A 12,061-nucleotide genomic window follows, 5' to 3' on the forward strand; every position below is an offset into this window, starting at 1 on the left:
CGAATCGGGGTCCCTCCTCCTCTGGGGCAGGATGAGGGCATGGCTGACGAGAGCTCGGTGACCCGTCCGGAGACTGCTCAGGACCCCGCCCACGACCCCGCCCACGAGGTCGTCGACCTGTGCCGCGAGCTGATCCGGATCGACACCTCGAACTACGGCGAGGAGGAGGGTCCGGGGGAGCGCAAGGCCGCGGAGTACGTCGCCACCCTGCTCGACGAGGTGGGCATCGAGTCCCGTCTCTACGAGTCCGAGCCGGGCCGTACGTCGCTGGTCGCCCGGTGGGGCGGGTCGTCCACCTCGGGCAAGCCGCCGCTGCTGGTGCACGGCCACCTCGACGTCGTGCCCGCGGCCGTCGAGGACTGGCAGGTCCACCCGTTCTCCGGCGAGGTCCAGGACGGCTTCGTCTGGGGCCGCGGGGCMGTSGACATGAAGGACTTCGACGSGATGCTGCTCAGCACCGTCCGGGCCCGGGCCCGCGCCGGGCGGCTGCCCGATCGCGAGCTGGTGCTGTGCCTGACCGCCGACGAGGAGGCCGGCGGGCACAAGGGGGCCGAGGTGATCGTCGAGCAGCACCCCGACGAGATCGCCGACTGCACGGAGGCCATCGGCGAGGTCGGTGGCTTCAGCGCCACGGTCCGCGGCCGTCGGATCTACCTGATCGAGGCCGCCGAGAAGGGCATGGCCTGGATGAAGCTCACCGCTCGCGGACGGGCCGGCCACGGCTCGATGATCAACACCGACAACGCCGTCACCCGGCTCAGCGGAGCCGTCGCCCGGATCGGTGCCCACCAGTGGCCGGTGCGTCTGACGCCGACCATGGAGGTGCTGCTCGCCACCGTGGCCGACATCGCGGGCACCGAGGCGACCCCCGAGAACGCCGCGGACCTCATCGACGAGTTCGGCAGCGCCGCCCGCATGCTCGGCGCGGTGATCCGCAACACCGCCAACCCGACGATGCTCGGAGCGGGCTACAAGGTGAACGTGATCCCCACCGAGGCCACGGCCCACGTCGACGGGCGCTTCCTGCCCGGCTACGAGGACGAGTTCTTCGACACCCTGCGCGAGCTGTGCGGTGAGGGCGTCGACATCGACTTCCTGTCGCACCAGCAGCCGTGGGAGATGCCCTACGAGGGCCACCTCGTCGACGCGATGACCCGGTCCCTCCTGGCGGAGGACCCGGACGCCGTGGTCGCGCCGTACCTCATGAGCGGGGGCACCGACGCCAAGCACTTCACCAAGCTGGGCATGACGTCGTACGGCTTCGCGCCGCTGCGGCTGCCGGCGGACCTCGACTTCACCGCGCTCTTCCACGGCGTGGACGAGCGGGTGCCGGTCGACGCGCTGGAGTTCGGGGCGCGCGTCTTCGACCGGTTCCTCGACGAGCTCTGACGGTTGCGGGACCCTCAGGGGAGTGCGACGAACGGGGCGAGGAAATCTCGTGCCCAAGGCGTGTCCACCCGGTAGGTCTTGTCGGTGGCCTTGCACACGAAGTCGCCGGTCACGGTGACCGACACCACCGCCCCGTCGAGGAAGTGTGGGCCGCCCGAGTCGCCGTAGCAGGTGCCGCCGTTGCCTGTCGCGTAGTTCATCGACAGCGTCGCCCATGCCTTGGTGACCGACAACAGGTGCTGGTCGGCCTTCTCGCGTCGCCATCCGTCCTCGAAGCCCTGGGGCCCCGTGCGGTTGGTCGTCCGCACGGTTCCGTAGCCCACGGCGGTGACGGTCTCGTGGCGCAGTCCGGACCGGTCCAGGGTGCCGGCCGGCGCGAGAGGAGCCGGATCGACGTCGGTGACCGACTCGTCGAGGAGGAAGACGGCGATGTCGTACGGGTTGCTCGCCCCGCCGCTGTCGAACAGCGGGTGGGTGACGGGAGTGCCCGTCAGGAGCTGCACGTCGGCGTCCACGGCCCCGTCCCGGTCGGCGTCGATGACCTCGTCCAAGGTGAAGGTGATGTCGGTGATCTCGGGCGGCAGTCCGCTGAAGCAGTGGCTGGCCGACAGGACGACCTGTTCGGCGATCAGGGTGCCGGTGCACAGCTGGAACAGCACGGAGTCGCCGCTGTCGGGGTCGGTGTAGGTGCCGACGAAGGAGCCGACATTGGGGTGCTCGCCGGCGTCGGCAACGCCGTACGTGATGGCGTGGGCCGAGGTCTGGCTCCCGGCGAGGAGGGCTGCGAGAAGGGTGGTGAGACAGGCGAGGACGAGCGAGAGTCGAGTGCGCATGTGGCGTCCAGGTGCGACTGCGTGACGGATGGGTGGACCTTCACGACAACAGAGGGGCTGGGCCTTGTCCATGCCCTCCATGCGGTATCAGCGCAGCGCCGTCGTGGTGGTCGCGCTGCGGCGGCCGGATACCTAGTGTCGGAGCCGGACCACTTCCAGGTCCTGCAGCTCGACGTCGGAGCCCTCGTCGGTGTCGTACAGCTGCACCAGTGCCTGGACGTTGGCGGTACCGGCCGTGTAGGGGCCGTTCGCGCCCGGGACGAGCGCCCCGACGGTGTGGAAGTGTCCGTCGCAGGTGACGAGGCCGGCCACCGGACCGGCGCTGTCGTTGCCGTAGACGGAGCCCTGGCGGACCTCCACGCTCCACTCGAAGGCCTGCTGCCGGTCGTTGCAGCGCACCTTCATGGTGATCTGCACCGACCCGTCGGCCAGGAGGGTCGCCTTGCTCGGCAGCACCACTCCCGAGGCGGGGGCCGCGTGTGCGGTCCCGATGCCCGCGGATGCCAAGACCAGGAACGCCAGAACCGCCGCCATGAACCTCATGCGTGAGTATCGCCCCGTGCGGCGGGGCCCGACAATGACGCCTGGTGACTAGCGCCGCCGGCTCAGCCGGCGAACAGCGTCAGCCGCTGGCGGATGATCTTGCGGCGCAGGACGACACGACGCACGCCGTCGTCGCCGATCCGCAGCCGGTCGAGCTCCCAGCCGCCGTGCTCGGCACGCTCGACGAGCATCCGGGTGACCACGTTGCGCGAGAACTCGCGGGACAGGGTGAGGGTCTCGAACTCCCACTCCACTCCCGGCCCCGGCGGTCGACGGTGCGCGCGAGCCATCAGTCGCCGCTCACGTCGTCGAGGGCGTCCACGATCTCGCGGGGCAGGGTCAGCTCCTCGATGCCGAGGGCCCCGCGCAGCTGGGCGGCGGTCCGCGCACCCACGATCGGGGCGGTGACGCCCGGCCGGTCGCGGACCCACACCAGTGCCACCTCGAGCGGGGACCAGCCCAGCCCGTCGGCGGCCCGGGCCACGCCCTCGACGATCGAGCGACCCCGCTCGTCGAGGTAGACGCCCACGAAGCCGCCGAAGTGCTCGGTCGCGCCGCGCGAGTCCGACGGTGTGCCGGAGCGGTACTTGCCGGTCAGGACCCCGCGGCCCAGCGGCGACCAGGGGAGCACGCCGAGCCCGAGCGCCTGYGCGGCGGGGACGACCTCGTGCTCGATGTTCCGGTTGAGCAGCGAGTACTCGACCTGGGTGGACGCCAAGGTCGCCCGGCCCGGTACGGCGCGCTGCCAGGTGGCCGCCTGGGCCGTCTGCCACCCGCTGTAGTTGGAGACGCCGACGTACGACGCCCGCCCGGACGTGATGGCCAGGTCGAGCGCGGTGAGCGTCTCCTCGACCGGGGTCTCGTCGGTCCACACGTGCACCTGCCACAGGTCCACGTGGTCGACGCCGAGCCGCTCGAGCGACGCGTCGAGGGAGGTCAGCAGGTGTCCGCGCGAGGTGTTGGTGACCCGCTGGCCGCTGCGCCGCGAGATGCCGGCCTTGGTCGCGAGCACGATCTCGTCGCGGCCGACGACGTCACCGATGAGGGTGCCGATGAGCTCCTCGCTGGCCCCGTCGCCGTATCCGGCGGCGGTGTCGATCAGGGTGCCGCCCGCCTCGGCGAAGGCGATGAGCTGGTCGCGCGCCTCGTGCTCGTCGGTGTCGCGCCCCCAGGTCATGGTGCCGAGACCGAGACGGGACACCTTCAGGCCGGTCGAGCCGAGCGAGCGCTGCTGCATGCCGCAGAGATTAGTGGTGCCCGCCACGGCGGGCCCTCCGGCTCGCCGCAGACGCGTCCCCGTAGGCTCCTACGCCGTGTGGGAACTCCTTCAGGCCATCGTCCTCGGCGTCATCCAGGGGCTCACCGAGTTCCTGCCGATCTCCAGCAGCGCGCACCTGCGGATCTTCCCCGAGCTCTTCGGGTGGGGCGACCCGGGCGCCGCCTTCACGGCGGTGATCCAGATCGGCACCGAGCTGGCGGTCCTCATCTACTTCCGTCACGACATCTGGCGCATCGGCAAGGCCTGGCTGCTGTCGCTGTTCAAGCCGGAGTGGCGCGGGCAGTTCGACGCCCGCATGGGGTGGTTCGTCATCATCGGCTCGCTGCCGATCGTGGTCCTGGGCGTCCTCCTCAAGGACGTCATCGAGGAGGACTTCCGCAACCTGTGGATCGTCGGCACCACGCTCATCGTGATGGGCGTCGTGCTCGGCCTCGCCGATCACTTCAGCACCGACGACCGCGAGATCAGGCAGATCACCCTGCGCGACGCCATCCTGATGGGCGTCGCCCAGGCGCTCGCCCTCATCCCGGGCGTCTCGCGCAGCGGGGCGACGATCTCGATGGGTCGGGTGCTGGGCTTCGAGCGAGAGGCCGCCACCCGCTTCGCCTTCCTCCTCGCGATCCCCGCGGTGGTCGGCGCCGGGCTCTTCGAGCTCAAGGAGATCCCGAACGGCGACAACACCTACGGCTGGGGTCCGACGATCGTCGCGACCGTGGTCTCCTTCGCCGTCGGGTACGCCGCCATCGCCTGGCTGCTGCGGTACGTCTCGACCCACTCGTACACGCCGTTCGTGATCTACCGCGTGCTGCTCGGCGCCGCGACGCTCATCCTGCTCGCGACAGGCGTGCTGTCCGCCTGAACGTCTGCAGCAGCAGGGTCAGCGCCACCAGCTGGCTGAGGGTGACGACCACGACCAGCGCGGTCAGCGACCGCTCGTAGAGCCAGCCCGCCCCCGCGCCGCCGACGATCGCGAACAGTCCCTGGATGCCGGCGAAGACGCCGTACGCCGTGGCCCGTCGTGGTGCCTCCACGAGGTCGGCGACGGCGGCCTTGATCGTGGAGTCCTGCACGCCGTGGGCGAAGCCCCAGACGACCACCCCGGCGACGACCATCACGAGGCTCGGGCCGAGCACCAGGGCAGGCACCACGGCCACCAGGATGGGCACCAGGAGCAGGATGCGTGCCCCGGCCCGGTCGTAGGCCCAGCCGACCAGCAGCGCGGCCACCGCCTCCACCGCCATGGCGGTCGCGTAGACGAGCGGGACGGCGGCGACCGGGACGATCCCCTCGACGGTGAGGTGGTAGCCGATGATCCCGAAGGTCACCAGGGCGCCGGTGGTCAGCGAGGCGGCGAACGCGTACCGGAAGAAGTCGCCGGGGAGCCCGGCACCGACCGCATCGGCCCACCAGCCGCGGCTCGGGGCGGAGGGGGCCGGGTCCGCCGTGTCCGCCGGGGCGCCGGCCGCGGCCGCCGACGGGGTCGAGGGGTCGTAGATGCTGGGGTCAGGCACCCGGTGGCGCAGCGTCAGGAGCAGCACCATGGCGATGGCCCCGGGGATCGCGAGGACGGCCATGCCCGCCCACAGCGAGGCGGCGGCCACGACGGCCGCGACCAGCAGCGGACCGGCGAAGGCGCCCACCTGGTCGAGCGCCTTGTGCACCCCGAAGCCCCGGCCGCGCCCGACGGCGCCGGCGACGTGCGCGAGCAGGGCCGACTTGGAGGGGGACCGCACGGCCTTGCCCAGGCGCTCCAGCAGGATCATCGTGATCGCGAAGGCCAGCCCGGCCGACCCGAGCCGGGGCGACAGCCAGAGCAGCGGCACGCACACGGCGGTGAGCCCGTAGCCCACGATGGTGAGGGTCCAGTAGCGCCCGGTCCGGTCGGCGACGGGACCGAACACCAGGCGCAGCACCAGCGCCATCGCCTCGCCGGCTCCGGTCACGAGGCCGACGACCACCGCGGAGGCCCCGAGGGCGGCCAGCACCGGGCCGTACATCGACCGGGCGCCCTCGTAGACCATGTCGGCGGCCAGGCTGACGAAGCCGAACCACCACACGACCCGCCATGCGTTGAGTCGCGGTGTGGTGGTGTCGCTCAGAGCCATCCCGACCTCTTGAAGAACCACAGGAGGAAGGCCGAGGCGCCGACCATCAACGCGATGGCGAAGGCGTAGCCGTAGTCCCAGTGGAGCTCGGGCATGTGGTCGAAGTTCATCCCGTAGACGCCCGCGATGAGGGTGGGTACGACGACCAGCGCGGCGCCCGCGGAGATCTTGCGCATGTCCTCGTTCTGCTGCACCGAGATGCGGGCCAGGTGGGCGTCGAAGGCGGTGGAGAGCAGCCCGTCGAGGTTGTCGATGACCTCCGAGACCCGCTGGAGGTGGTCGGCCACGTCGCGGAAGTAGGTGGCCGTCTCCTCGTCGATCCCCTTGACCTCGCCCAGGGCGAAGCGGCGCATCGGCTCGCGCAGCGGCATGATCGCGCGGCGTACCTCCGCGATCTCACGCTTGAGGGTGTAGATCCGGACCGAGTCGTCGGTGCGGGCGGGGGAGAAGACCGACTCCTCGACCTCGTCCACGTCGATCTCGAGCGCGGCGCCGACCTTCTCGTACTCGTCGACCACGCGGTCGCAGATGGCGTACATGACCGCCATCGGCCCGTGCTCGAGGACCTGGGCCCGCTGCTCGAGGTCGCGCCGGGACGTGGCGAGGTCGATCCCCTCGCCGTGCCGGACGGTGACGATGAAGTCGTGGCCGACGAACAGGTTGATCTCGCCGGTCTCCACGGCGTCGTGCTCGTCGACGTACCAGAGGGTCTTGAGGACGAGGAAGAGCATGTCGCCGTAGCGCTCGACCTTGGGGCGCTGGTGGGAGTCGCCGGCGTCCTCCACGGCCAGGGGGTGCAGGTCGAAGGTGCGGGCGATCAGCTGGAGCTCGTCCGGGGTCGGGTCGGTGATGCCGACCCACTGGAAGTCGCCCAGGCCGCACGGGACGCGGGCGTGGCCGAGGCTGGGGTCCCCGCCGTCGAGGGGGACCCGCACGCCGTCGTGGTACAGCGCGTTGTCGACGATCACCCTGTCAGGTTAGTGCCACTGGTCATCGAGCGAGCGCGTCGGTAACGCCGCCACGCTGCCGCTGGTCATCGAGCGAACGCGTCGGCTTCGCCGCCACACACTGCCGCTAGTGTCGCGGGCATGGCAACCGTGATCCTCGTGCGACACGGCCGCACCACCGCCAACGCCACGGGCGTGCTGGCGGGTCGGCTGGCCGGCGTACGGCTCGACGAGCGGGGGACCGAGCAGGCCGTCGCGACGGCCGACCGGCTCGCCCCGGTGCGGCTGTCGGCCGCCGTCTCCAGCCCCCTCGAGCGCTGCAAGCAGACGACGCGGGCGATCCTCGCCGCCCAGTCCGGGGACCTCTCGGTCACCACCGAGCGGCGGCTCAGCGAGTGCGACTACGGCGAGTGGCAGGGCCGTGAGCTCAAGGACCTGGCCAAGGAGCCGCTGTGGAAGGTCGTGCAGTCGCAGCCGTCGGCCGCCACCTTCCCCGGTGGGGAGTCGATGCGGGCGATGCAGGACCGGGCCGTCGAGGCCGTACGCCGCCACGACCGGCTGGTGGAGGAGGAGCACGGTCCCGGGGCCGTGTGGCTGGCCGTCAGCCACGGCGACGTCATCAAGGCGATCCTGGCCGACGCCCTCGGCACCCACCTCGACCTGTTCCAGCGGATCCAGGTCGACCCGGCGTCGGTGTCGATCGTGCGTTACACCGAGTCGCGCCCCTACGTCCTGGGCACGAACACGTCGGCGGGCGACCTGTCCTGGCTGAGCCCGCCGGTGAAGACCAGGAAGACCCGGGCGACCAGGCGGCGTCGTACGGCGGACGCGCCGGTCGGTGGCGGAGCCGGACCCGAGCCGTCCCCGGCAGGGTCCTAGGGTGAGTGACATGCCACTCGTCCACGCCTTCGACCCGCCCGAGCGCTTCGTCGCCGGCACCGTCGGCGAGCCCGGTCACCGGACCTTCTTCCTGCAGGCCCGCGACGGCGCGCGCGTCACCAGCGTCGCCCTCGAGAAGCAGCAGGTCGAAGCCCTGGCCGAGCGCGTCGACGAGCTGCTCGACGAGGTGATGCAGGCCGCCGGCGGCGGTGCCCTCGTGCCCGCGGTCGCGCCCTTCGACCTCGTCGACAACGAGCCCCTCGAGCAGCCGATCGAGGAGGAGTTCCGAGCGGGCACGATGACCCTCTCGTGGGACTCCTCGACCGATCGGATCGTCATCGAGGTCTTCCCCTTCACCGAGGCGGCGGTCGTCTCCCCGGAGCAGGTCGACGAGGACCTCGAGGAGCCCGAGCCCGACGAGATCTTCCTGGTCCGGCTGACGGCCGGTGCGGCCCGGGCCTTCGTCGGTCGGGCCCGCACTGTCATCGGCGCGGGGCGTCCCGACTGCCCCTTCTGCGGCAACCCGGTCGACCCCGACGGCCACCTGTGCGTGCGGGCCAACGGCTTCAAGCGTCGAGACCCGCAGGCCTGACCCGTCGTGACCGAGCCGAGCGGTGGCGACGCGCTGGTCGGGGAGATCACGCTCCACGGCCGGGTGATGCCCGCCTCCAACGCCACGTTCGTCGGCGAGATCGCCGGCGTGCGGTGCGTCTACAAGCCGATCCGTGGCGAGCGGCCGCTGTGGGACTTCCCGGACGGCACGCTCGCGGCGCGCGAGGTGGCGTCGTACGTCGTGTCGGAGGCCTTCGGCTGGGACGTCGTGCCGCTGACGATCCTCCGGGAGGGCCCGCACGGTCCCGGCATGGTCCAGCTGTGGCGTGAGCCCGACCCCGCCCAGGACGCCGTGGACCTGGTGCCCGGAGGGCGGGTGCCCGCGGGCTTCCGCCACGTCTTCGACGGCCTCGACGAGTCCGACCGCCCCATCTCGCTGGTGCACGAGGACACCGACGCCCTGCGGCGGATGGCCGTCTTCGACGTCGTGGTCAACAACGCCGACCGCAAGGGTGGGCACGTGCTGGCGATGCCGGACGGGCACCGCTACGGCGTCGACCACGGGGTGACCTTCCACGTCGAGCACAAGCTGCGCACCGTGCTCTGGGGCTGGGCGGGCGAACCCCTCACCGAGGAGGAGCTSGCCGGCGTCGAGAAGGTGCTCGACGCGCTGCGCGGCGACCTGGGGGAGCGGCTCGAGGACATGCTCGCGGTCACCGAGGTCGAGGCCACCCGGCGGCGCGCGCAGCGCCTGCTGCGCACCGGGGTGCTGCCCGATCCCGAGGGATCGTGGCCGGTCATCCCCTGGCCGCCCTTCTAGGTCCCGCCACTGCCCCGCCGGATAGGCTGCCCGGCATGCGTAGCTGGTCTGATCCCGACGTCCCGATCCTCCCTGTCAGCGGTCCCGTGGTGCGCGTGCACGACACCGCGACCGGGACGCTCGTCGAGACCCGCCCCGAGGGCCCGGCCCGCCTCTACGTCTGCGGGATCACGCCGTACGACGCCACCCACATCGGCCACGCCTCGACCTACGTCGCCTTCGACCTGCTCAACCGCGCCTGGCGCACCGCCGGCCACGAGGTCACCTACGTCCAGAACGTCACCGACGTCGACGACCCGCTGCTCGAGCGGGCCACGAAGGTCGGCGTCGACTGGGTCGAGCTCGCCGAGCGCGAGACCGAGCTGTTCCGCCACGACATGGAGGCGCTGCGGGTCCTGGCCCCGGCGCAGTACATCGGCGCCGTCGAGTCGATCCCCCTGGTCATCGACCTGATCCAGCGGCTCCAGGAGGCCGGCGCGGTCTACCAGGTCGAGACCGACCTCTACTTCTCCGTCACGGCCGACCCCGCGTTCGGCGACGTGTCCGGCTGGGACCGCGAGACCATGCTGCGCGTCTTCCCCGACCGTGGCGGCGACCCCGACCGCCCGGGCAAGAAGGACCCGCTCGACTGCATCGTGTGGCGCGGCGAGCGCGAGGGTGAGCCGGCCTGGGACAGCCCCTTCGGCCCCGGTCGACCCGGATGGCACATCGAGTGCTCGGCGATCGCGCTCGAGCACCTCGGTGCGGCCTTCGACGTGCAGGGCGGCGGCAGCGACCTCGTCTTCCCCCACCACGAGATGTCCGCGGGCCACGCGCAGGTCGCGTCCCCCGGTGAGCGTCTCGCGCGCGCCTACGCCCACGCCGGGATGGTGGCGTACGACGGCGAGAAGATGTCGAAGTCCAAGGGCAACCTGGTCTTCGTCTCGGCGCTCCGCAACAGCGACGTCGACCCGATGGCCATCCGCCTGGTGCTGATGCGCCACCACTACCGCAGCGACTGGGAGTGGACCGACAGCCAGCTCTGGGACGCCGTGGACACCCTCGACACGTGGCGCAAGGCGTTGTCCCTCGGCGCTGGTGCTCCCGCCGCCCCGGTGGTCGAGGCCGTCCTCACCGCGCTCGCCGACGACCTGGACGCCCCGACGGCCCTCGCAGCAGTCGACGGCTGGGTGGCCGCGACGCTCGGCGACCACGGGCTCGCCGACACCAGCGACCGGGACGCCGCGGCCGCGCTGCTGCCGGTCCTCGATGCGGCGCTCGGGCTCTCGCTCTGACGGGTTGATCCGTTCGGGCGGTGGGTCAGCCACATTTCCGGGCTCGGGAACGTGGTTCGGCCACCGCTCACGCGCGTGTCGAGGGACGCCACGCCCGGTGGCGGTAAGTCAGCCACATCTCGTGGCTCGACAATGTGGCTCAGTCACCGCTCACGCGGCTGACGCGGGCGAGCGAGGGCCACACCCGGGCGGGCGGTGAGTCAGCCACATTTCCGGGCTCGGGAACGTGGTTCGGCCACCGCTCACGCGCGCGTCGAGGGACGCCACGCCCGGTGGCGGTAGGTCAGCCACATCTCGTGGCTCGACAATGTGGCTCGACAATGTGGCTCAGCCACCGCTCACGCGGCTGACGCGGGCGAGCGAGGGCGACGCCGGACGTCAGTCCTGGTCGCGACGCTTCAGGTAGCGCTCGAACTCGCGCGCGATCGCCTCGCCGGTGGCCTCGGGCAGGTCGGCGGTGTCGCGGGTCTCCTCGAGCGCCCGGATGTAGTCGGCGACGTCCTCGTCCTCCTCGGCGAGCTCGTCGACCCCGCGCTCCCACGCCTTGGAGTCCTCTGGCAGGTCGCCGAGCGGGATGCTGCACTCGAGGAGCTCCTCGAGCGCACCGATGAGGGCGAGGGTCGCCTTGGGGCAGGGCGGCTGCGCGACGTAGTGCGGCACCGCCGCCCAGTAGGACGCCGAGGGGATGTCGAGCTGGACGCAGGCGTCCTGGAAGACACCCACGATCCCGGTCGGACCCTCGTACGTCGACTGCTCCAGCTTGAGGCGGTCCACGAGCTCGGGCTCGGTGGCGGTACCCGTGACCGGGATGGGCCGCGTGTGCGGGGCGTCGGCCAGCAGGGCACCCAGCGTGACGACGAGCTCGCCGCCGAGGTCGTCGCAGGCCGCCAGCAGCTCGGCGCAGAACTGGCGCCAGCGCATGTTGGGCTCGATCCCGCGGACGAGGATCACGTCGCGGTGCAGGCCCGGGGGAGAGGCGATGGCGATCCTGGTGGTGGGCCAGGTGAGCCGGCGGTGGCCGTGGTCGTCGGTGCCGACCATGGGCCGGTTGACCTGGAAGTCGTAGAACTCCTCGGGATCGATGGCCCCGATGACCGTGGCGTCCCACACCGCCATGAGGTGGTCCACCACGGCCGACGCGGAGTCGGCGGCGTCGTTCCAGCCCTCGAAGGCCGCGATCACCACGGGGGACACCAGGTCCTGGACATCGTCGAACTCGATCACGGTTCCAGCCTAGTCCGCGAGGAGAGTGACATCCGTGACCCGCGCGTCGGGGCCGTGCGCCGGGGCCGTGCGCCGCGGGCCGAGCGTCGCCGCCCCCGTCACGGCGACGATCGCTCCCTCCGCGGATTCCCGACCCCCTGGTCCGGATGCCCGCCCGGACACGCTAGGTCGGCGGCAGGGGGACCGGAATCCCCCGACCGGGCGGAAGGTGAGCCC

At 71.7% G+C, this 12,061-nt stretch carries 13 protein-coding genes; 6 read left to right on the forward strand and 7 right to left on the reverse strand.

Features of this window, described 5'->3' with window-relative positions; genetic code table 11:
* Positions 1-39 precede the first annotated feature (39 nt).
* The gene (locus AC1DQF_RS01270; RefSeq protein ID WP_477523390.1) at positions 40-1,389 is read left to right on the forward strand and encodes a M20/M25/M40 family metallo-hydrolase; all 1,350 of its coding nucleotides are present in this window, start codon (positions 40-42) and stop codon (positions 1,387-1,389) included.
* 14 nt (positions 1,390-1,403) lie between these two features.
* Here the strand turns inward: AC1DQF_RS01270 and AC1DQF_RS01275 are convergent, their stop codons facing one another.
* The 4 genes from AC1DQF_RS01275 to AC1DQF_RS01290 form a co-directional block, all read right to left on the reverse strand.
* Entirely contained in the window at positions 1,404-2,222 is an 819-nt protein-coding gene (locus AC1DQF_RS01275) for a trypsin-like serine protease (protein WP_477523391.1), read from the reverse strand.
* Positions 2,223-2,354: 132 nt separating this feature from the next.
* Positions 2,355-2,765, reverse strand: coding sequence for a hypothetical protein (locus tag AC1DQF_RS01280; protein WP_477523392.1), 411 nt, complete (start codon positions 2,763-2,765; stop codon positions 2,355-2,357).
* 62 nt (positions 2,766-2,827) lie between these two features.
* On the reverse strand, positions 2,828-3,055 hold the full coding sequence (locus tag AC1DQF_RS01285) for a DUF5703 family protein (RefSeq protein ID WP_477523393.1): 228 nt from the start codon (positions 3,053-3,055) through the stop codon (positions 2,828-2,830).
* A complete protein-coding gene (locus AC1DQF_RS01290) occupies positions 3,055-4,002 on the reverse strand; it encodes an aldo/keto reductase (protein WP_477523394.1) in 948 nt (315 codons plus the stop codon). The genes AC1DQF_RS01285 and AC1DQF_RS01290 overlap by 1 nt, the downstream gene beginning before the upstream one ends.
* Positions 4,003-4,078: 76 nt before the next feature.
* Here AC1DQF_RS01290 and AC1DQF_RS01295 point away from each other — a divergent pair, with 76 nt between their 5' ends.
* Complete coding sequence (locus AC1DQF_RS01295; RefSeq protein WP_477523395.1) at positions 4,079-4,903, forward strand: undecaprenyl-diphosphate phosphatase; 825 nt, start codon at positions 4,079-4,081, stop codon at positions 4,901-4,903.
* On the opposite strand, the gene AC1DQF_RS01300 is transcribed toward AC1DQF_RS01295, so the two are convergent.
* Positions 4,869-6,149 carry an MFS transporter gene (locus tag AC1DQF_RS01300; RefSeq protein WP_477523396.1) on the reverse strand — a complete coding sequence of 427 codons (1,281 nt, stop codon included), beginning with the start codon at positions 6,147-6,149 and terminating at the stop codon, positions 4,869-4,871. The genes AC1DQF_RS01295 and AC1DQF_RS01300 overlap by 35 nt on opposite strands.
* Complete coding sequence (corA, locus tag AC1DQF_RS01305; RefSeq protein WP_477523397.1) at positions 6,140-7,117, reverse strand: magnesium/cobalt transporter CorA; 978 nt, start codon at positions 7,115-7,117, stop codon at positions 6,140-6,142. The genes AC1DQF_RS01300 and corA overlap by 10 nt, the downstream gene beginning before the upstream one ends.
* A gap of 120 nt (positions 7,118-7,237) precedes the next feature.
* On the opposite strand from corA, the gene AC1DQF_RS01310 reads away from it, so the two are divergent.
* From AC1DQF_RS01310 to mshC, 4 genes are read left to right on the forward strand one after another with little or no spacing between them, the layout of a single operon-like run.
* Entirely contained in the window at positions 7,238-7,975 is a 738-nt protein-coding gene (locus AC1DQF_RS01310; protein ID WP_477523398.1) for a histidine phosphatase family protein, read from the forward strand.
* 10 nt (positions 7,976-7,985) lie between these two features.
* Complete coding sequence (locus AC1DQF_RS01315) at positions 7,986-8,567, forward strand: DUF3090 domain-containing protein (RefSeq protein ID WP_477523399.1); 582 nt, start codon at positions 7,986-7,988, stop codon at positions 8,565-8,567.
* 6 nt (positions 8,568-8,573) lie between these two features.
* Positions 8,574-9,347, forward strand: coding sequence for an SCO1664 family protein (locus tag AC1DQF_RS01320; RefSeq protein WP_477523400.1), 774 nt, complete (start codon positions 8,574-8,576; stop codon positions 9,345-9,347).
* A 35-nt stretch (positions 9,348-9,382) separates the two neighbouring features.
* A complete protein-coding gene (mshC, locus tag AC1DQF_RS01325; protein WP_477523401.1) occupies positions 9,383-10,621 on the forward strand; it encodes a cysteine--1-D-myo-inosityl 2-amino-2-deoxy-alpha-D-glucopyranoside ligase in 1,239 nt (412 codons plus the stop codon).
* 378 nt (positions 10,622-10,999) lie between these two features.
* On the opposite strand, the gene AC1DQF_RS01330 is transcribed toward mshC, so the two are convergent.
* Positions 11,000-11,845, reverse strand: a complete 846-nt coding sequence (locus AC1DQF_RS01330) for a PAC2 family protein (RefSeq protein ID WP_477523402.1) — start codon at positions 11,843-11,845, stop codon at positions 11,000-11,002.
* Between the last annotated feature and the right edge of the window lie 216 nt (positions 11,846-12,061).

The sequence above is a fragment of the Nocardioides sp. P4_G4 genome (genome assembly GCF_056401085.1).